This window comes from Caulobacter segnis, from assembly GCF_031454995.1.
Taxonomy (GTDB): Bacteria; Pseudomonadota; Alphaproteobacteria; order Caulobacterales; family Caulobacteraceae; genus Caulobacter; species Caulobacter segnis_E.
This window is the reverse complement of the sequence record NZ_JAVDRV010000006.1, coordinates 94,276-112,689: the sequence shown is the minus strand read 5'-3', so window position 1 is coordinate 112,689 and position 18,414 is coordinate 94,276. Positions and strand designations below refer to the sequence as shown.

Below are 18,414 nucleotides of genomic sequence, written 5' to 3'. Positions count from 1 at the left end.
ACCCCGATTTAACTTGGACCTTCATCGATCGCCGGTCATTCCTGCCACCTGAGGTTTGGGGGAGCGAGAGTCCGAATGTCGTTGGCCTTGTCCACTCTGCTATACGAGTGGCGTCGTTACATGGCGGCTGTTGTCGCCCTCGCCTTTTCGGGCCTGCTGGTGCTGGCCCAGGTCGGCATGTTCGTGGGTATCGGCAAGGGCTTCACCGCCCAGATCGACCGCGCCCGCGCCGACATCATGGTGCTGGGCCCGGGCGCCAAGGCGCTGTTCGGCGGCCCCTCCGGCCTGCCGCGCCGCATGATCCCGCTGGTCTACAGCCATCCCGAGGTCACCCAGGTCGCGCCGCTGGACGGCTCGGGCGGTCGCTTCCAGAACATCCTGTCGCCCGAGCAGCAGGCCAAGGAAGAGGCGCGCGCCAAGAAGGCGGGCAAGGGTGAGAAGGGCGGCGGCGGCGGCACGGCCCGCAAGACCGAATTCGTCAATGTCACCGTCATCGACGCCATCCCCGGCTACGTCACGGTGCCCACCGACTACACGCAGTCGATGATCGAGGCCCTGCGCCGCCCCTACGCGGTCGCGGTCGACGAGACGGCGCTGAAGCGCCTGGGCGTCAAGAAGGGCGACAAGGCCATCTACAACGGCAAGACGATCAACATCGCCGTCGTCACCCGCGGCTATCCGAACATCATCCAGCCCACGCTGGTCGTGTCCCGCGACACCCTGCGGATGCTGGGCGAGGCCGACACCGGCCAGCGCGTCGGCCCGCTGATGGTCGAGATTCGCGACTCCTCGCGCGCCGAGATCGTCGCCGCCCAACTGAACAAGAAGGCCGACGGCAAGTTCCGCGCCTGGACCCGTCAGGAACTGGCCGACGCCAATTCCAACGCCATGCTCGAAGACCAGATCATCGGCATCATGCTGGGCTTCTCGGCCTTCCTGGGCCTGCTGATCGGGGTGGCCATCACCTGGCAGACCCTGCGCGGCGCGATCATGGCCAACATCAAGGAATTCGCCTCCTTGCGCGCCCTGGGCGTGTCGATGGGCGACCTGCGCAACATCGTCATGGAGCTGTCCTTCTGGGTCGGCATCGTCGGCGTGCTGGCCGCCGGCCTCCTGACCTGGCTGGTGTCCATGCTGGCCGTCGCCGGCGGGGTGCCGATGTACTTCCCGCCGACGCTGGTCATCATCGTCGCGGTGTTCCTGATCGTCATCGCCATGCTGTCCGGCTTCCTGTCGCTGGGCATCCTCAAGAACAGCCAACCCGCGGACCTGCTGCGATGAACGGTGACAACGCTCACAAGCGCGGCGAGTCCGCCTTGACCGCCAAGGGCCTGGTCAAGCGGTTCAAGACCGGACGCACCTTCATCGAGGTGCTCAAGGGCGTGGACTTCGACGCCAAGCACGGCGACGTGACCATGGTCATGGGCCCGTCGGGCTCGGGCAAGTCCACGCTGGTGGCGGCGCTCTCGGGCCTCTTGATGCCCGACGAGGGCAAGGTCTCGGCGCTGGAGGCCAAGGACCTGTGGGCCATGCCCAAGGGCAAGATCGACAAGTTCCGCCTCGACCACTGCGGCTTCATCTTCCAGGGCTTCAACCTGTTCCCGGCGCTAACCGCCAAGCAGCAGGTGATGACGGTTCTGAAGTATCAGAGCGTCAGCCCCGGCGAGGCGGCCAAGCGCGCCCAGGCGGCGCTGGAGTCGGTGGGCCTCGGGCCCCGCGTCAACCAGCGCCCCTCCGAGCTTTCGGGCGGCGAGAAGCAGCGCGTGGCCATCGCCCGCGCCCTGGCCAAGAACCCGAACCTGATCTTCGCGGACGAACCGACCTCGGCCCTCGACGGCAAGAGCGGCGAGATCGTGATCAAGCTGCTGCGCGCGGCCGCCACCGAGCGCGGCGCGGCGGTGATCTGCGTGACCCACGACCCGCGGCTCGAGGCCTATGCCGACCGCGTCATCCACATCGAAGACGGCCGGATCCTGGACGACGTGCGCCGCACGCCCGACGCCAATCCCGCGCCGCTCAGCCACTGATTTTCTGGGGGAACCTCGACATGCCCGGCTTCCTGCGCCGACCCGCTTTCTGGATCGTTCTTGTCGTCGTCGCGCTGCTTGGCGGCGGATTCTTCTACATGAAGGGCCAGGCGGCCGAGAAGAAGAAGAAACTCGAAGCCGCCGCCGCCCAGGAGGAGCCCTCCCCCTACGCGGCCATCGCCCAGGGCAAGGCCGACGTCGAGGGCGGCGTGATCCAGGTGGCCGCGCGCCGCCAGGGCATCGTGCGCGAGGTCTTCGTCCAGGAAGGCGACATCGTCAAAGCCGGCCAGCCCCTGGCCAAGCAGGAGGACGACGACGCGCGCCTGGCGGCCCAGACCGCCTCGGCCGCCCTGGCCTCGGCCAAGGCCCAGCTTCAGCTCTATCAGGTGCAGCAGCGCACCGCCCAGCGCGAGTACAACCGCCTGCAGGCCCTGTCGGCCTCGAACTTCGTCGCCGCCCAGCGTCTGGACGCGGCGCGTGACCAGATCGCCCAGGCCCAGGCCAATATCGGCGCCCAGCAGGCGGCGATCAGCGTCGCCTCGGCCCAGCTGGCCCAGTCGCAATACAATCAGGAACTGACGGTGATCCGCGCGCCGGCCGACGGCCGCATCGCCCGCCGCCAGGCCAACCCCGGCGCCGGCGCCTCGACCCTGAACGTCACGGCCATGTTCGACCTTGAGCCGAACACCCAACGCATCGTCCGCGCCGAGATCGTCGAGGCCGACATCCCGAACGTGGCGATCGGCCAGGAGGTCGAGATTCAGCCGGAAAGCGACCCCAGCAAGACCTATATCGGCAAGGTGCTGCGCCGCGCCTCGGTGTTCGGCGCCCGCAAGCTGGCCTCGGACGATCCCAGCCAGCGCAGCGACGAGCGCGTCGTCGAAGTGGTGGTCAGCGCCGACGGCGCCCCGCTGCTGGTCGGCCAACGCGTCCTGGTCAAGTTCATGAAGCCCGGCCAGAAGGCCGGCGTGAAGCGCGACAAGCCGACCCCGCCGGTGGCCGGTGGGGCGAAGAAGAAGGCGTAGGATAAAGCGCGGCCTCTCCTCCCCTATCGGGGGAGGGGGACCCGCGAACGCGGGTGGAGGGGGCCCTGTGTCCCGGGCTACATCCTGTGGATGATCGTTTCGCGCCCGTCATGAAGCCAATGGCGGGCTTCGCCGGCTCGGCTGGCCCCTCCACCGCCGTTCGGCGGTCCCCCTCCCCCAGAGGGGGAGGAGAGCAAAACCACGAGCATTCGCGGCGCTCTATTATCCGCGTATCCGGAATCGAATCCAGCGATTTCAAACACTTCCCGCTTTTACACGTCGCTCCATCATCCGCGTTGAAACCGCCCGTATGCTCTAACCACCTCGTCGCGAGGAAAGGGCGCATGGCCAGCGACCATCGTGGCGGCGGGGGGCGATCGAGCGGGGACAGGTTCGAGGGGGTTACTCGGACGGTCCGGGGCTGAGCTTGCTGGGCTCACCCGCCCGCCGTGGGCGTGGTCGGGGGAAAGGGTTCGTCCCTCTCCGATCCCCGGGCGCTTCCGGAAACGGACACGCCTGGTTCCCGGTAAGGCCCGAACAGGGCCACCTTCCCGGGACGCTGGCGGATAACGGTCGCGCGGAGCGTCGGGCTTCGTCGAAACGGTAATCACTACTCACCCTCCGGACGGATGTCCGGCGCTCCGCGTCCCTTTCCATCTCTTCAGCGGGTGACCGCGTGAAGCCGATGAACCACGTCCCCTCCCCTTGAAGGGGAGGGGTAGGGGTGGGGTGAATACAGCGTCAGATGCAGCGCGCCGCCGCGGCCTCGGTAGACACCCCATCCCCGGCCCTTCCCCCTCAAGGGGAAGGGAGCTTGAGGCAAGGCGGACGGATCAGAACCACTCCCCTTGACCTCCCCTGCCCCGCGCCGCACAACACGGCCAAACCAAACACGCGTTTGAGGGAGACTTCGGCATGGCGGACATCCGCTTCGACGGCAAGGTGGCGATCGTGACGGGCGCCGGCGGCGGCCTTGGCCGACAGCACGCCCTGGAGCTGGCGCGTCGCGGCGCCAAGGTGGTCGTCAACGACCTGGGCGGCAGCGTCGACGGCTCGGGCGGCTCGTCCGAAGCGGCCACGAGCGTGGTCGAGGAGATCAAGGCCTTCGGCGGCGAAGCCATCGCCAACGGCTCGTCCGTGACCGACGACGCCGGCGTCGCCCACATGGTCAAGCAGGCCATGGACGCCTGGGGCCGCATCGACATCCTGATCGCCAACGCCGGCATCCTGCGCGACAAGACCCTGACCAAGATGGAGCTGGCCGACTTCGAGCTCGTGATGCAGGTGCACGTGTTCGGCACCTTCAAGCCGATCAAGGCGGTGTGGGACATCATGAAGGCCCAGAATTACGGCCGCATCGTCGTGACCACCTCGTCCTCGGGCATGTACGGCAACTTCGGCCAGAGCAACTACGGCGCGGCCAAGATGGCGGTGCTGGGCCTGATGAACACCCTCAAGCTCGAGGGCGCCAAGAACGACGTGAAGATCAACGCCATCAGCCCGGTCGCGGCCACCCGCATGACCGAAGGCCTGATGCCGCCGGAAGTGCTGGCCAAGCTGGCGCCGGAATATGTGACGCCCGGCGTCGTCTATCTCTGCTCGGACGAGGCCCCGACCGGCGCGATCCTGACCGCCGGCGCCGGCGCCTTCGCCCTGTCGCGCATCTACGAGACCGAAGGTGTCTATCTGGGCGAAGGCGGCCTGTCGGCCGAGGAGGTCCGCGACAGCTGGGACAAGATCACCGACGAGGCTGGCCAGAAGGCCTACTTCAACGGCGGCGAGCAGGGTCAGAAGTTCTTCCGCAAGATGGCGGGTGGCTGACTCCGCTTGAGCATTCACGTTCAATTGTCAGGCTAAAGGGATAGTTTTGACATAACGACGATTGATCTGGGGCCTTTATGGCCCCAGTTCTTTTACAAAACTGACAAAATTCACACTCTGATCAATTTAGAGCAACATTCTTCCAGCAGGTGCGTTAAAGCGGCGCTCAAAGGCGCCGTCCGGGTGATCGGCGAGCCCAAATTTAACAAGGTCGTCAGTCTTATGTCTCTCAAGCGTACACACCTCGCCGCGGGCGTCGCCCTGCTGACCCTCGCCGCCGCCACGCAGGCCTCGGCCTCGGCCTTCTATCTGCAAGAGCAGTCGGTGCGCGGCACCGGTCGCGCCTATTCCGGCGAAGTGGCCGACAAGGGCGTCGGCAGCCTGTGGTGGAACCCGGCCTCGATCGCCGGCATCGACCGCAGCGAGATCGCCCTGGGCGTGAACGCGATCCAGGTGAACTCCAAGGTCGTCAACAACGGCTCGACCATCACGCGCCCGGTTCCGCCGGCCGGCCTGACCACGCCGATCGGCGGCGCCGGCACGGCCTTCGACCCGATCAATGACGGCGTGGTCCCGAACCTGGGCGGCGCGTTCAAGATCAACGACAAGCTGTCGCTGGGCATGGCCGTCTCGGCTCCGTACAACTTCACCACCGAGTACAACCCCGATAGCTTCACCCGCTACGACGCGCTGAAGTCGCACCTGCGCACGATCAACATCGACACGGTCGTCGCCTACCGCGTCAACGACATGCTGGACCTGGGCGTCGGCTTCACGGCCCTCTACGCTGACGCGACCCTGACTAACGCCCTGCCGAACATCTCGCCGCTGCAGCCCGATGGCCGCCAGTCGCTGAAGGGCGACGGCTGGGCCTATGGCTACACCGTCGGCGCCCAGTTGCACCCGTCCAAGAGCCTGACCATCGGCGCCAGCTATCGCTCTAAGATCGACCAGAAGCTTGACGGCACGGTCGCCGTCTCGGGCCTGCTGGCCCCGATCCCGGCCGCCAGCAACTTTTCGGTCGACGGCCAAGCCAAGATCACCCTGCCCTGGATCGCCAATGTCGGCGCCCGCTGGGCCGTGAACGACCAGTGGACCCTGAACGCCTCGGTCAGCCGCGTGGGCTGGGGTGAGTTCGACGCCATCCGCGTCAGCTTCCCGGGCGGCGCCTCGACCAGCGTCCAGGACTACAAGGACGTCACCACCTACGCCGCCGGCGTCGACTTCCAGGCCTCGCCGCGCCTGACCCTGCGGGCCGGCGTCCAGTATGACCCGACCCCGACGCCGGACGTCGGCCGCACCGCCCGCGTGCCGGACGGCGACCGCATGATGTACGCCGCCGGCGCCACCTGGGCCGCGACGGACGACCTCAAGCTCGACGCGGCGATCAACTACATCAGCTTCGACGATAGCGAGATCAACCGCACCGACGTGACGGCGACCAGCTCGACCGCTCGCCTGAGGGGCGACGTCACGGGTTCGGCCGTGGTCCTGTCGGCAGGCGCGCGCTTCAGCTTCTAAGCGCCGCGGACGATCCAAAAGAAAGCCCGCCAGGAGCGATCCTGGCGGGCTTTTTCGTGGCTTAACCGACCGCTTCCCAGAGCGTCTTGGCCGCCGCGACGAAGACCTGGGCCGCCTGGCCCTTCGGCTCGCCGATCACCGCGGGAACCCCCTCGTCGCCGCCGATGCGCACGCCCATCTCGATCGGCACGCGGCCCAACAGCGGAACCTGCAGGCGCGCGGCCTCGGCCACGCCGCCGCCTTCGCCGAAGATCGGGATCGGCGCGCCGGTCGAGGGATCGGCGAAGAAGGCCATGTTCTCGATCAGCCCCAGGATCGGCGTCGCGGTCTTCTCGAACATCACCGCCGCGCGGCGGGCGTCGATCAGGGCGATCTCCTGCGGCGTGGTCACCAGCACGACGCCGTCGATGCGCAGCTTCTGCACCAGGGTCAGCTGGATGTCGCCGGTGCCCGGCGGCAAGTCGACGACCAGCACGTCCAAGGGCTCCTTCTCCGAGCCCCAGGCGACATCGCGGATCATCTGGCGGACGGCCGACGAGGCCATCGGTCCGCGCCAAATCATCGCCTTGCCCTCGTCGACGATGAAGCCGATCGACATCAGCTTGACGCCGTGGGCTTCGAGCGGCTGGAGCTTCTCGTTCTCGAACAGCGGGTCGCCGTCGACGCCCATCATCTTGGGCGCCGAAGGCCCGTAGACGTCGGCGTCCAGCAAACCGACGCGCAGGCCCATCTTGGCGAAGGCGACGGCGAGGTTGGTCGAGACGGTGGACTTGCCGACCCCGCCCTTGCCCGAGGCCACCGCGATCACGTGACGAACGTGGGCGGGCTTTTCGGCTTCCGGCGGCGGGACCATGCGGGCTTGCGGATCCTCGGAGACCTTGGCCCCCTTGCGCACCCGGGTCGCGCCCTCGGCGGCCTGGGCGGTCAGCACCACCTGGGCGACGTCGATCCCAGGCAGAGCCGCCAACGCCTTCTCGGCGGCGTCGCGGACCGGGGCGTAGGTCGCGGCCTGGCTGGCGGGGACCTCCAGCATGAAGCCCGCCCGGCCGTTGCGGACCACCAGCCCCTGGACCAGCTCGGCCGCCACCAGCCCTCGCCCGCTGACGGGGTCGGGAATGCGGTCCAGCGCCACGCGGGCGTCGTCGAGGGTAGCGGGGGTTACGCCGGTCACGTCAGTCAGGCCTCGTATTGCGAGCCCCCATATCCGCGCGACCGGCGGCATTTACAAGCCGGGCGCGGCCCTTAGGGCGTTTGGTCGGCGACGCCTGTCGTGCTAAGCTCCGGCCATCGTGGAGCTTTTCACATGATGGCCAGACGATCTCCCCTTCGGCCCGGCGCTTACGGCAAGCCACAGCGCTGGCACGAAATCCTCACTGAATCCGCTGAGGCTCGCGCCGCGAAGCGCATTGAGCAGCAACGTCGAAACAACGAGGCGGCCCAGTCCGTCATGCTGGTCTCGACCGCATCGATCGTGTCGCTCGTCGGCTAGGACGCGGCCTTCAGCAAATCCATCACGTGATGCAGGCTCTCGGCGATGTGGACGCACTTGTCGTGCATCTCCTCGTTCGGGTCGAGAATGTCCGGCACCATCACCGTCATCATGCCCGCCGCGTGGGCGGCGCGGACGCCGGGGTGCGAGTCCTCGAGCGCCAGGCAGTAGCTGGGATCGACGCCGATGCGTTGCGCCGCCAGCAGGTACGGGTCTGGATTGGGCTTGTGGCGCGTCACGTCGTGATGGGCGACCACGGCGTTGAAACGGTGCAGCAGATCGAAGCGGCCTAGATAACGCTCCACGGCGGCCATGCCGTTCGAGGTGGCGATGCCTCGCGGCAGTCCCCGGTCATCCAGATAGTCGAGGATTTCGACCACGCCCGCCTTCAGCTTGGTTTCGGCCTCCAGCAGATCCTCGACGTCGGCCCAAACGCGCTCGAAATAGGCCTGCACCGGGAAGGCCTCGCCATACAGCCCTTGCAGCATCACCCCGCACTCGGGGTTCGTCTTGCCCACCATCGAGGCGTAGGTCTCGCCGGTGAACTGGACGCCGAAGACGCTCCCAGCCTCGATCATCGCCGCGCGGTAGACAATCTCGGTGTCCAGCAGCAGGCCGTCCATGTCGAAGACAACCGCATCGACGCGGCGTGGAAAGCTCACGAGACGAACTCCTCGGCCTTGTAGCCCTGGAAGTAGAGCAAGGTCGTCAGGTCGGTATGGTCGACCTTGGCGTCGGCCTGGGCCGCGACGATCGGCTTGGCGCGATAGGCGACACCCAGGCCCGCGGCCTCGATCATCGCCAGGTCATTGGCGCCATCTCCGACCGCCAGGGCGTCGGCGGGGGTGAGCCCCAAGGCCGCCGTTTCTTCGCGCAGAGCCGCCAGCTTGGCCTCCTTGCCGAGGATCGGATCGGCGACCTCCCCGGTCAGGGCGCCGTCCCGTTCGATCAGGGTGTTGGCGCGATTCAGGTGGAAACCCGCCGCCTGCGCCACGCGACTGGTGAAGAAGGTAAAGCCGCCAGAGACCAGGGCGCAGCGCGCGCCGTGCTGGGCCATGGTCATGACCATGGTCCGCGCGCCGGGGTTCAGTTGGACGCGCTGTTCATAGCAGCTCCGCAGCGCATCGACCGAAAGGCCCTTCAGCATGCCGACCCGCTCGCGCAGCGCGCCCTCGAAAGCCAACTCGCCGCGCATGGCCCGTTCGGTGATCTCCGAGACTTGAGCCTTCACGCCGGCGAAGTCCGCCAGCTCGTCCAGGCATTCGACGTTAATGATCGTCGAGTCCATGTCCGCGATCAGCAGGCGCTTCCGGCGGTTCTCGATCGGTTGGAGGGCGAAGTCGATCGCCTGTTCTCCGATGATCTCGGCGACCCGCGCCTTGGCGTCCGCCAGCGCGACGTCCGTCGAAAGATCCACGGCGTTAGGCCCCAAAAGGACCGACGGCCCCAGGTCCAGGGCGCGAGCGACGGTTTCGGCCCCTTGGCCGACGAGCGTGATGGCGAGCATGCCGGGGGGCGCTAAGCCAGGCCGTCCCGCCCGTCAACCCGCCTCGGCTATCCGCCCAGTCCCGTGCAGCGCTTCATCAGGGCGACGCCGGCCTGCCGGCCCGCCGCGTTCGGATCGCTGGCGCCGGTGACTTCGGACTTGGCCAGGCTGAGCAGCGAGGCGACGCCGGCCTCATAGGTCTGGCTCGGCGTGAGGCCCAAGGCCCCGCCTTCCGCGAAGGCTTCGTCCAGCATGGCCTTGCCCTTGAACCCGAAGGCGCTGAGCATGGACTGCACCGTCTTGCCGTTGCTCTGCTTGGCGAACATCTCGGGATAGCCGTCGGCGACCTTGCCCAGAATCATGAGAACCGCGCCGCAGCCCGCCTTCTCGCTCGTGGCGGCGGAGAGGGCCGGCCCCGTCACCGAGGGGCTGGCCGCGGGCGACTGGGCGACCTGCGCCTTCGCGTTCACATCCGCCGCGTTCGCGAAGGCTGGCGAAAGAAGGGCGGATGCGGCAAGGCTGGCCGCGATGAGGCAGGACGGACGCATGAGCTCTTCCCAGTCTGACGCAACCTTGGATCGCTCCCAAGGCGATGGCTATCGCATCTGGCTGATCGCGGGCCCGACCGCAAGCGGCAAGTCGGCCCATGCGCTGCGATTGGCCGAACGGATCGGCGGCGAGATCGTCAACGCCGACTCCATGCAGATCTACGCTGGCCTGCGCGTGCTTACCGCCGGACCCTCGCCCGACGAGGTAGCCCGCGCGCCGCATCATCTTTTCGGGGTGGTCGACGCGGCCGTCGGCTGGTCGGTCGGGCGTTGGCTGGAAGCCGCCACCATCGCGCTGTCCGAGATCGCCGCGCGCGGGAAGCCCGCGATCGTGGTCGGCGGCACTGGTCTCTATTTCCGCGCCCTCACCCACGGCCTCGCCGATGTGCCGCCCGTGCCCGAGACCCAGCGGGAAATCTCCGGCCTGCTCTACGCCGCGCGAGGCGAAGCCGAGTTCCGCGAGATTCTGAAGCCGCTGGACCCGCGAGCCGAGGCGCGGATCGAAGTCGGCGACCGCCAGCGCCTGGTCCGGGCCCATGCGGTGGCCATCGCGACGGGCAAGTCGCTGACCGCCTGGCAGACCGACACCAAGCCGGCGCTCGAGCCAGGCAGTTGGAAGGGGCTGGTGCTCGATCCGCCCCGAGCCGACCTCTACGCCCGCTGCGACGCGCGCCTAGCGGTGATGGTCGAGCAAGGCGCGCTGGAGGAGGTGCGGGCCATGGAGGCGCGCGGGCTCGATCCGTCCCTCCCCGCCCTCAAGGCCGTCGGCTATCGCGAGTTCGCGGCGCACTTGCGGGGCGAGACCACTCTGGAGCAGGCGCTGGAGGCCGCGCGGCAGGAAACCCGCCGCTACGCCAAGCGCCAGCTGACCTGGTTCCGCAACCAGACGCCGGATTGGGAGCGGGTCGCGGTCGGGACGGTCAGCGCTCCGTGACGGTCGCGCCGGCCTTGACCAGCCGAGGCTTCACGGCCAGCTGATAGTCCTCGTCGAACATCTGCTCCTTGAGGCTATCCAGGGTCGCGATCACCCGATCCTCGGCGGCCGTCACCGGCTTGGCGTAGACCTCGCAGGCCGTGTCGGCCGGCAGATCAGCCTGGCCGTTCTCGATCGCCCGCAGCGGCTGGGTGGCTCCCTCCTCGCAGCCAAGCAGGCCCGTGATCGAATAGAAGCAAAGATCGCGCTGCAGGTAAGACTCCACCACCCAGACACAGGGGATCGCCGAGACCGTCACGCCTTCCGGCGCGGCTGGGACCGCGCCGGGCTTGACGATCGTGCGCAGGAAAATCTGGTAGCGCGCCACCGCCTCCTCGGTCCGACCGCCCTTGGCCAGCGTCAGCCGCTTGGCCTTCTGCGCGACCGGCGCCAACTTCTGAAGCTGTGGCGGCAGAGGCGCGGTGGCGGCGGGCGCTGGCGCGGCGGCCTGGGCGGGCGGGGTCGTGGGCGGCGGGACGGCTTGTAGCGGCACAAGGATCTCCCAGGTTGAGCTAGGCCATAGTGAGCACGTCCGCGCGATCCTGACGACAGCCATTCTCGCCTAGGTTTGCATGCCCCCGTCTTGGCCCCTATGGGAGAGGCGCTCGTTCCCAAGGAAGCCCCATGTCCGATCTCAACGCCCTCGCCGAACGCGTCGCCGAACGCCTGATCGCCCGGGGCGAGACCGTGGCCGTGGCGGAGTCTTCCGCCGGCGGCCTGATCTCGGCGGCGCTACTCGCCGTGCCGGGCGCGTCGAAGTTCTATGTCGGGGGCGCGGTCGTCTATACGGCTCGGGCGCGCCTGACCCTGATGGACATTCCTCAGAAGGCGATGGACGGCCTGCGCTCGGCCAGCGAGCCCTATGCGGAGCTACTGGCGCGCGTGGCCCGCAAGAACCTGAAAGCGACCTGGGGCCTGTCGGAAACCGGGGCCGCCGGGCCCGACGGCAACCGCTACGGCGACGCGCCCGGCCATTGCTGCATGGCGGTGGTCGGCGAGGACGCCTCGGTCAGCGCCACGATCGAGACCGGCAGCCCCGAACGCGGCCCCAACATGCGGGCCTTCGCCGCCGCGGCGCTGGAGCTGCTGGCCCGCACGCTGGAAACCTAGACGGTCGCGAACAGGCCGTAGGCGAACTCGTCCATCGCCCTCTGGGTGATGCTGGTGTTGTTCAGCAGGACAACAGTCGTCTGGTCGTCGAAACGGTGACCCAGCACCGAGCGGTAGCCCGCCGCTCGCCCCGTCTCCCAGGCGAAGACGCGCGGCATGCCATCGGCGAACAAGGTCTTCACGCGGCCACCCAGCGCGTAGTCCTGGTCCGGCCAGCCCACGGTCAGCAGCGCCTTCTTGCGGGCCGGCGGCAGGAACCCGCCATCGAAGATCGCGTGCGCGGCCTTCAGCAAATCCCCCGCCGTGCTGGAATAGCCGCCGCTGGCGGCGAAGAAGGGGAAGCGGTCGTTCGATTGCCGAACCAGCGGGTCGAGCGTGCGATAGGAGACGGCCAGATCCGGCGGATCGACCGGCGCGGTTTGAGCCAAGCCCAGAGGCTCGACGACCAGCTTGGACATCGCGTCCGCATAGGCCTCGCCGGTGACCGCCTCGATAATCGCGGTGATGATCACCCAGTTGGTCAGGGCATAGTCGAACTTGGTCCCCGGCTCGAACGCCAGATCGCCCGAGCACCACAGCTTGACGGCCTGGGCCGTCGTCATCGGCTTCTTGAAGAGGTCCGGATCCGGATTGGCCTTGGTCCAGCTCGAAAAGCCGTTCGGCACGCCGCTGACGTTCGTCATCAGGTGCCTCAGCTTGACCTTGGCGCCGGTGTCGGCGCGGTAGTCCGGCAGGTAGGTCGAGATTGGGGCCTCGAGATCGACCTTCCCAAGCTCCGCCAGCTTCAGCAGCGCGGTCGAGGTCAGCCACTTGGAGATCGAGGCGATCAGATAGGGCGTGCCAAGCTTAGCCGGCGTTTTGGCCTCGATGTCGGCGAACCCGACCGTCCGCGAATAGATTGGCTTGCCGGCCTTGCCGATCAGCACCACGCCCTGGAACGGCTGAGCCCTGAGGAACGCGTCCACCGCCTTGTCCGCGGCGCCGCCCGACAGCACCGCCGCTGACGTCTTTCCAGCGACACCGAGGGCCGTTGCTCCAACTAGAAATTCGCGCCGACCGAACACTTGCACGCTCCTCGATTGCGGGAGGGCGACCGTGATGGGGAAAACCTGCCCCTGTCACGTGAAACTCCGGTAAGGTCACACCGCGCGGGAAAGGCACATCCTTGCGGCGATCCGCGCCTTGACGGGTTAACGCGCGCATGCCATGACCCATTCCGTAGCTTTGGAGCAAGACTCGTGCGCAAAACCATGATCGTACTTATGGAGCGGCCGTCCGCGACGTGACCTTAGAAGTCACGCCGTAGTTCGGTCGCGCGCGCAAAGGTCCTTCGGGACCTTTTTTCTTTTCCGCCTACACCCTTCCCGCTTCCCACCGGATCCGTCCCATGACCGCCCACCAGACCATCGAGAGCAAGGCTCCCGCCGACACCGCCGATCGCGCCATGACCGGCGCCGAGATCGTGGTTCGCGGCCTCGTGGACCAGGGCGTCGAGGTGCTCTTCGGCTATCCAGGCGGCGCGGTCCTGCCGATCTATGACGCGCTGTTCCACGAGCCGCGCCTGCGGCACATCCTGGTCCGTCACGAGCAAGGCGCGACCCACGCGGCCGAGGGCTACGCCCGCAGCTCGGGCAAGCCGGGCGTCGTTCTGGTCACCTCGGGGCCCGGCGCGACCAACGCCATCACCGGCATCATGGACGCCCTGATGGACTCCATTCCGATGGTCGTCATCACCGGCCAGGTCCCGACGCACTTGATTGGCACCGACGCCTTCCAGGAAGCCGACACCGTCGGCATGACCCGCTCGTGCACCAAGCACAACTACCTGGTCAAAGACGTCCGCGACCTGCCGCAGATCATCCATGAGGCCTTCAAGATCGCCACGACCGGCCGCCCCGGTCCCGTGCTGATCGACATCCCCAAGGACGTCCAGTTCGCCAAGGGCGAGTACTACGGGCCCGAAGAGGTCCAATCGACCCACGCCTACGCGCCGCGCATCAAGGGCGACGCGGGCCGGATCGCGGACGCGGTCAAGCTAATTTCCAATGCTCGCCGTCCGATCTTCTACACCGGCGGCGGCGTCATCAACGCCGGCCCCAAGGCCAGCGCGGCGCTACGCGAATTCGCGGCCATGACCGGCGCGCCGGTCACCTCGACCCTGATGGGCCTGGGCGCCTTCCCGGCGGCCGATCCCGCGTGGCTGGGCATGCTGGGCATGCACGGCACGTTCGAGGCCAACAACGCCATGCACGATTGCGACGTGATGATCTGCGTCGGCGCCCGCTTCGACGACCGCGTCACCGGCCGCTTGGACGCCTTCTCGCCGGGCAGCAAGAAGATCCACATCGATATCGACGCCTCGTCGATCAACAAGAACGTCCGCGTCGACCTGCCGATCGTCGGCGACGCCGGCTCGGTGCTGGAAGACCTGATCGCCGCCTGGAAGGCCGCGAACCTGCAACCCAACAAGGCCGCCCTCAGCGACTGGTGGGCCCAGATCGACCAATGGCGCGCGCGCCAGTGCCTGAAGTACCGGTCGTCCGACACGGTCATTAAGCCCCAGTACGCCATCCAGCGGCTGTACGAGCTGACCAAGGACAAGGACGTCTACATCACGACCGAGGTCGGCCAGCACCAGATGTGGGCCGCGCAGTTCTTCCGCTTCGAGGAGCCGAACCGCTGGATGACCTCCGGCGGCCTGGGCACCATGGGCTACGGCCTGCCCGCCGCCTTGGGCGTGCAACTGGCGCACCCGAACAGCCTGGTCGTCGACATCGCCGGCGAAGCCTCGATCCAGATGTGCATCCAGGAGCTGTCGACCGCGATCCAGTTCGACCTGCCGGTCAAGATCTTCATCCTGAACAACGAATGGATGGGCATGGTCCGCCAGTGGCAACAGCTGCTGCACGGCGAGCGCTACAGCCACTCCTATTCGGACAGCCTGCCCGACTTCGTGAAGCTGGCCGAGGCCTACGGCGCGGTCGGCATCCGTTGCGACGACCCGGCCGAGCTGGACGGCAAGATCCTGGAGATGATCAACAGCGACAAGCCGGTGATCTTCGACTGCCGCGTCGAGAAGCACGAGAACTGCCTGCCGATGATCCCCTCGGGCAAGGCCCACAACGAGATGATCATGGGCGAGGTCGAGGACATCGGTAATGTGATCGGCGAGGATGGCGCGGGGCTGGTCTAGGCCCCTCGCCCTTCCCCATTCCTTTGGCATAGAAGCGATCCATGACCGCCAACGTCCAACCCGCCCCCGCCTCGGCCTACGACCTTAGCCCCTCGGGCCAAGCCGAACAGACCGCGACCTTCGCCTTGCTCGTCGACAACGAGCCCGGCGTGCTGCATCGCGTCGTCGGCCTGTTCGCGGCGCGTGGGTACAATATCGAGAGCCTCACGGTCGCCGAAACCGACCGCAACGCCCACACCAGCCGCATCACCGTGGTGACCCGCGGCACGCGCCAGGTGCTGGACCAGATCGAGGCCCAACTGAACAAGGTCGTGAACGTCCGCCGCGTCCACGACGTCACCCGCGACCCCAACGGCGTCGAGCGCGAACTGGCCCTGGTGAAGGTGCGCGGCTCGGGCGTCGACCGCGTCGAGGCGCTACGCATCGCCGAGATCTTCCGCGCCAAGCCGGTCGACACGACGCTGGAGAGCTTCGTGTTCGAGATCTCGGGCGCGCCGTCCAAGATCGACAAGTTCCTGGACCTGATGCGCCCTTTGGGCCTGGTGGAACTTTCCCGCACGGGCGTCCTTTCCATCGAACGGGGCGTCGAAGGCATGTAGCGGAGATGGGCGGATGAGCGGCCTGACCGGAGCGATCGCGGGGCTAGTTCTCGCCGTCCAGCAGGCGCCGCCGCCCGATCCCGCCGCCTGGTGGTCGCCGGACGTTCCACGCCCCTCGGCGGAGCTTGAGCCCCTCGCTAACCGCCAGCTCGGCAAGGGCGAACAGCCCATACCGATCGATAACGGCGTCGAGCCCCTCCTCTACCGCCTCTGGGGCCTTCAGCCTTTGCAGAGCCAGGTTCTGCGCACGGGCGAGCTGATCCTCGAGGTCTGGGCCCGACCCGCGCGAGGCGTCCGCCAGACGGTCATCCGCCTGACCCTGCGACGCGACGGCCGCGCCTTTGTCCAAGCGCGGGCGGGCCTGGGCTGCTGCACGCCCGAGATCGGCCGGCGCGTCGACATCAACGCCGAACTGGGGGGACAGGCCGTCGAGGCCCTCAGGGCTGCTCCAGCCGATCCCGCCTGGGCTCAGCCCCGCTCGGTGATCGTGGACTATGGCGGCGGCGCGGTCTCGGCGCTCTGCGTCGACGGCGTTTCCTGGGATGTCACACTGCTTGTTCCCGGCCAGGCGCGGCACCTTCGGCGCGCCTGCGACGACGCGGAGGTCGGCTCGATCGCTTCGATCCTGACCACGGCCGTCGGAGCGGCGCTTGGCCGAGACGCCCGCCTCGACGCAACGCTCCCGCGCGGGTCGGATTTCTCACGGCAGCATAAGGCCTACGCCGACCTGTTGGCGTCAGGCGGCGCCCTTCTCCCCGGCCAAGGAAGCCGCTCGCAGCCTGCCGCCGTCCCCTTCGAGGACGATGAGGGCGCCTCGCCAACCCGCCCATAGCGAGAATGGACGAAAAATACTTGTTATAGTTGTTCAAACGACACAACGGCGGTATGAGCTTTTGCACATAAAGGGAGGCTCACATGTTCCGCATGATCTCGCGTCTGTCGGCTTGCGTCCTAGTCCCGCTTACCGTGCTCGCCGCGTTGGCCGGGGGCTCGACCGCCCTCGCGCAGTCCGCGCCCACGATCGCTCTCGTCCCCGCCAACAGTCCCCCGCCCGTGCCCAGCGGCATGAAGGTGACGTGTCTCACCGGTCCCGACTCGCTGCAATCGAGCCCGACCTGCCCCGTGATCCAGTACGGCGGCAACACGACCTGGGCGTTCAGCTTCATCGACAACCGGGTCTCGTATGGGATCGTCACCTACGACGCCGCCAATAACGTCGTGAAGAGCGTCACGCGTGACGGCGCGCGCTACGTCTACAAGATGACCGTCGATCCCAACGCCAAGACCGTCGGCGTCTGGGGCCAAGCCAACGCCAAGGTGGACGTCGCGTGGAGCGACCTGCCAACCGCCGCGCCGGAAATCGTTCAGGTCCCCGCCAACGCGCCGCCGCCGGTTCCTGGCGGCCTGAAGGTCACGTGCCTGAAGGGTCCCAACACGCTGGAGTCCAGCCCGACGTGTCCTGTCATAAAGTACAAGGGCCACACGACCTGGGCGTTCAGCTTCATGGACAACCGCGTCGCCTATGGCGTGGTGACCTACGACGCCTCGAACAACGTCCTGTCCAACAACACCCAGAACGGCGCGCGTTACGTCTACAAGATCACCGTGGATCCCAATGCTCAGACCGTGACGATCTGGGGTCAGGCCGACGCCAAGGTCACCCTGCCCTGGTCGGCCCTGCCCTAGGCTCCCGCGGCCGCCATCTCCGGCTGTTCCCGAAGGCGCGCCACGTCCCTGAGCGGCGGCGCGCCGAACAGCCGCGCGTACTCGCGGCTGAACTGGGAGGGACTGTCGTAGCCGACGGTATGGCCCGCGGTCGCCGCGTCCAGGCGCTGGACCAGGATCAGGCGACGGGCTTCCTGGAGGCGGATTTGCTTCTGGTACTGCAGCGGCGACAGCGACGTCACGGCCTTGAAATGCTGGTGCAGCGCCGAAGCGCTCATGCGCGCCTCCTCGGCGACCGCGTCGATACTGAACGGCTGGTCGAAGTTGCGCCGGATCCAGCCGATGGCCCGGTTGACCTGCCGCAGGCGGCTGTCGCGGCGAGCGATCTGGGCGAGGCGCGGTCCCTGCGGCCCGGTCAGGAGCCGATAGAGGATCTCGCGCTCGATCAGCGGCGCCATGACCGCCATGTCCTCGGGCGTGTCGAGCAGCGACACCATTCGGTAGACCGCGTCGAGCAGCTGCGGCGTCATCGCGCCGGCCGACATGCCGCCCACCAAGGGCGCGGCGGCGTCGAGCCGGGCGGCAAGGCCGCACTCCATGATCATCTCGCTGATCAGTTTGGCGTCGAGCACGATCCGGAAGCTCAGGTAAGGCTTGTCCGGTGACGCCTCGACGACCTGCCCGGTCACCGGCACGTCGATCGACGACAGGAAGAAGTTGCGCTCGTCATATTCGTGGAGGGCGTCGCCAACCGTGACACGCTTTCGCCCCTGCGCCAGAACGCAGAAGGACGGGTCATGGAGCCCGTGGTTGGGCTCGCTGGGTTGAGAGAGACGATAGAGGTTGACCCTGGGGCAGCAGGTGTCGACCGGCCCTTCCTCCGGCGTGAATCGTTCAATCAGGGCTGCCAGCGCCTCACGCGTGCTCATCGGTTTTCCTTACTTCTTCGAGGCCATT

General features: G+C 67.5%; 20 protein-coding genes and 3 pseudogenes. 15 read left to right on the top strand and 8 right to left on the bottom strand.

Annotation, left to right across the window (positions count from 1 at the left end; translation table 11 throughout):
* The first annotated feature begins 75 nt into the window (after positions 1-75).
* From J2728_RS18070 to J2728_RS18050, 5 genes and pseudogenes are all read left to right on the top strand, one after another.
* Positions 76-1,281 (top strand): ABC transporter permease, encoded by a 1,206-nt coding sequence (locus J2728_RS18070; RefSeq protein WP_310001372.1) that lies wholly within the window; start codon positions 76-78, stop codon positions 1,279-1,281.
* Positions 1,278-2,027, top strand: coding sequence for an ABC transporter ATP-binding protein (locus tag J2728_RS18065; RefSeq protein ID WP_310001369.1), 750 nt, complete (start codon positions 1,278-1,280; stop codon positions 2,025-2,027). Before J2728_RS18070 ends, J2728_RS18065 begins: the two co-directional genes overlap by 4 nt.
* Before the next feature lie 20 nt (positions 2,028-2,047).
* The gene (locus J2728_RS18060) at positions 2,048-3,052 is read left to right on the top strand and encodes an HlyD family secretion protein (RefSeq protein WP_310001367.1); all 1,005 of its coding nucleotides are present in this window, start codon (positions 2,048-2,050) and stop codon (positions 3,050-3,052) included.
* Between the two features lie 139 nt (positions 3,053-3,191).
* Positions 3,192-3,257, top strand: a pseudogene (locus J2728_RS22355) (hypothetical protein); the annotation flags it as partial.
* 155 nt (positions 3,258-3,412) lie between these two features.
* Positions 3,413-3,511: pseudogene (locus tag J2728_RS18050) on the top strand (hypothetical protein); the annotation flags it as partial.
* Positions 3,512-3,569: 58 nt separating this feature from the next.
* On the opposite strand, the pseudogene J2728_RS22350 reads toward J2728_RS18050, so the two are convergent.
* A pseudogene (locus J2728_RS22350) lies at positions 3,570-3,663 on the bottom strand (hypothetical protein); the annotation flags it as partial.
* 304 nt (positions 3,664-3,967) lie between these two features.
* Here J2728_RS22350 and J2728_RS18040 point away from each other — a divergent pair.
* Both J2728_RS18040 and J2728_RS18035 read left to right on the top strand, forming a co-directional pair.
* Entirely contained in the window at positions 3,968-4,873 is a 906-nt protein-coding gene (locus J2728_RS18040; RefSeq protein ID WP_310001365.1) for an SDR family NAD(P)-dependent oxidoreductase, read from the top strand.
* A 222-nt stretch (positions 4,874-5,095) separates the two neighbouring features.
* Positions 5,096-6,394, top strand: coding sequence for an outer membrane protein transport protein (locus J2728_RS18035; protein ID WP_310001364.1), 1,299 nt, complete (start codon positions 5,096-5,098; stop codon positions 6,392-6,394).
* A 61-nt stretch (positions 6,395-6,455) separates the two neighbouring features.
* Here J2728_RS18035 and J2728_RS18030 read toward each other — a convergent pair whose 3' ends face one another.
* Positions 6,456-7,565 carry an Mrp/NBP35 family ATP-binding protein gene (locus tag J2728_RS18030; protein WP_310001362.1) on the bottom strand — a complete coding sequence of 370 codons (1,110 nt, stop codon included), beginning with the start codon at positions 7,563-7,565 and terminating at the stop codon, positions 6,456-6,458.
* A 132-nt stretch (positions 7,566-7,697) separates the two neighbouring features.
* On the opposite strand from J2728_RS18030, the gene J2728_RS18025 reads away from it, so the two are divergent.
* Entirely contained in the window at positions 7,698-7,883 is a 186-nt protein-coding gene (locus J2728_RS18025) for a hypothetical protein (protein WP_310001360.1), read from the top strand.
* On the opposite strand, the gene J2728_RS18020 is transcribed toward J2728_RS18025, so the two are convergent.
* The 3 genes from J2728_RS18020 to J2728_RS18010 are packed head-to-tail and all read right to left on the bottom strand — an operon-like array spanning position 7,880 to position 9,839.
* Positions 7,880-8,545, bottom strand: coding sequence for an HAD family hydrolase (locus J2728_RS18020; RefSeq protein ID WP_310001358.1), 666 nt, complete (start codon positions 8,543-8,545; stop codon positions 7,880-7,882). The genes J2728_RS18025 and J2728_RS18020 overlap by 4 nt on opposite strands.
* Entirely contained in the window at positions 8,542-9,390 is an 849-nt protein-coding gene (gene serB, locus J2728_RS18015; RefSeq protein ID WP_310001356.1) for a phosphoserine phosphatase SerB, read from the bottom strand. Before serB ends, J2728_RS18020 begins: the two co-directional genes overlap by 4 nt.
* 47 nt (positions 9,391-9,437) lie before the next feature.
* Positions 9,438-9,839 carry a hypothetical protein gene (locus tag J2728_RS18010; RefSeq protein WP_310001354.1) on the bottom strand — a complete coding sequence of 134 codons (402 nt, stop codon included), beginning with the start codon at positions 9,837-9,839 and terminating at the stop codon, positions 9,438-9,440.
* A 76-nt stretch (positions 9,840-9,915) separates the two neighbouring features.
* Between J2728_RS18010 and miaA the strand changes: the two genes are divergently transcribed.
* Positions 9,916-10,851 (top strand): tRNA (adenosine(37)-N6)-dimethylallyltransferase MiaA, encoded by a 936-nt coding sequence (gene miaA / locus J2728_RS18005; protein WP_310001353.1) that lies wholly within the window; start codon positions 9,916-9,918, stop codon positions 10,849-10,851.
* Here the strand turns inward: miaA and J2728_RS18000 are convergent.
* A complete protein-coding gene (locus J2728_RS18000; RefSeq protein WP_310001352.1) occupies positions 10,838-11,383 on the bottom strand; it encodes a hypothetical protein in 546 nt (181 codons plus the stop codon). The genes miaA and J2728_RS18000 overlap by 14 nt on opposite strands.
* 131 nt (positions 11,384-11,514) lie before the next feature.
* Here J2728_RS18000 and J2728_RS17995 point away from each other — a divergent pair, with 131 nt between their 5' ends.
* Positions 11,515-12,000, top strand: a complete 486-nt coding sequence (locus J2728_RS17995; protein ID WP_310001350.1) for a CinA family protein — start codon at positions 11,515-11,517, stop codon at positions 11,998-12,000.
* On the opposite strand, the gene J2728_RS17990 is transcribed toward J2728_RS17995, so the two are convergent.
* On the bottom strand, positions 11,997-12,995 hold the full coding sequence (locus J2728_RS17990) for a serine hydrolase domain-containing protein (RefSeq protein WP_310001349.1): 999 nt from the start codon (positions 12,993-12,995) through the stop codon (positions 11,997-11,999). The genes J2728_RS17995 and J2728_RS17990 overlap by 4 nt on opposite strands.
* Positions 12,996-13,238: 243 nt before the next feature.
* On the opposite strand from J2728_RS17990, the gene J2728_RS17985 reads away from it, so the two are divergent.
* The 5 genes from J2728_RS17985 (at position 13,239) to J2728_RS17965 (ending at position 17,478) form a co-directional block, all read left to right on the top strand.
* Complete coding sequence (locus tag J2728_RS17985; protein WP_193852718.1) at positions 13,239-13,286, top strand: hypothetical protein; 48 nt, start codon at positions 13,239-13,241, stop codon at positions 13,284-13,286.
* Between the two features lie 101 nt (positions 13,287-13,387).
* Positions 13,388-15,193 carry an acetolactate synthase 3 large subunit gene (locus J2728_RS17980; protein WP_310001347.1) on the top strand — a complete coding sequence of 602 codons (1,806 nt, stop codon included), beginning with the start codon at positions 13,388-13,390 and terminating at the stop codon, positions 15,191-15,193.
* 41 nt (positions 15,194-15,234) lie between these two features.
* Positions 15,235-15,792: an acetolactate synthase small subunit gene (ilvN, locus tag J2728_RS17975; protein ID WP_310001345.1), complete on the top strand. Its 558-nt coding sequence runs from the start codon at positions 15,235-15,237 to the stop codon at positions 15,790-15,792.
* Between the two features lie 13 nt (positions 15,793-15,805).
* A complete protein-coding gene (locus tag J2728_RS17970) occupies positions 15,806-16,624 on the top strand; it encodes a hypothetical protein (protein WP_310001344.1) in 819 nt (272 codons plus the stop codon).
* Positions 16,625-16,707: 83 nt separating this feature from the next.
* Positions 16,708-17,478: a hypothetical protein gene (locus tag J2728_RS17965; RefSeq protein WP_310001343.1), complete on the top strand. Its 771-nt coding sequence runs from the start codon at positions 16,708-16,710 to the stop codon at positions 17,476-17,478.
* On the opposite strand, the gene J2728_RS17960 is transcribed toward J2728_RS17965, so the two are convergent.
* Complete coding sequence (locus tag J2728_RS17960) at positions 17,475-18,386, bottom strand: AraC family transcriptional regulator (RefSeq protein WP_310001342.1); 912 nt, start codon at positions 18,384-18,386, stop codon at positions 17,475-17,477. The genes J2728_RS17965 and J2728_RS17960 overlap by 4 nt on opposite strands.
* Positions 18,387-18,414 lie beyond the last annotated feature (28 nt).

Coding starts and splice junctions, on each gene's coding strand:
- J2728_RS18065 (WP_310001369.1), top strand. CDS start 1,278: ATGAACGGTGACAACGCTCACAAGCGCGGCGAGTCCGCCTTGACCGCC.
- J2728_RS18070 (WP_310001372.1), top strand. CDS start 76: ATGTCGTTGGCCTTGTCCACTCTGCTATACGAGTGGCGTCGTTACATG.
- J2728_RS17995 (WP_310001350.1), top strand. CDS start 11,515: ATGTCCGATCTCAACGCCCTCGCCGAACGCGTCGCCGAACGCCTGATC.
- J2728_RS17965 (WP_310001343.1), top strand. CDS start 16,708: ATGTTCCGCATGATCTCGCGTCTGTCGGCTTGCGTCCTAGTCCCGCTT.
- ilvN (WP_310001345.1), top strand. CDS start 15,235: ATGACCGCCAACGTCCAACCCGCCCCCGCCTCGGCCTACGACCTTAGC.
- J2728_RS18025 (WP_310001360.1), top strand. CDS start 7,698: ATGATGGCCAGACGATCTCCCCTTCGGCCCGGCGCTTACGGCAAGCCA.
- J2728_RS17970 (WP_310001344.1), top strand. CDS start 15,806: ATGAGCGGCCTGACCGGAGCGATCGCGGGGCTAGTTCTCGCCGTCCAG.
- miaA (WP_310001353.1), top strand. CDS start 9,916: ATGAGCTCTTCCCAGTCTGACGCAACCTTGGATCGCTCCCAAGGCGAT.
- J2728_RS17960 (WP_310001342.1), bottom strand. CDS start 18,386: ATGAGCACGCGTGAGGCGCTGGCAGCCCTGATTGAACGATTCACGCCG.
- J2728_RS17980 (WP_310001347.1), top strand. CDS start 13,388: ATGACCGCCCACCAGACCATCGAGAGCAAGGCTCCCGCCGACACCGCC.
- J2728_RS18040 (WP_310001365.1), top strand. CDS start 3,968: ATGGCGGACATCCGCTTCGACGGCAAGGTGGCGATCGTGACGGGCGCC.
- J2728_RS18035 (WP_310001364.1), top strand. CDS start 5,096: ATGTCTCTCAAGCGTACACACCTCGCCGCGGGCGTCGCCCTGCTGACC.
- serB (WP_310001356.1), bottom strand. CDS start 9,390: ATGCTCGCCATCACGCTCGTCGGCCAAGGGGCCGAAACCGTCGCTCGC.
- J2728_RS18060 (WP_310001367.1), top strand. CDS start 2,048: ATGCCCGGCTTCCTGCGCCGACCCGCTTTCTGGATCGTTCTTGTCGTC.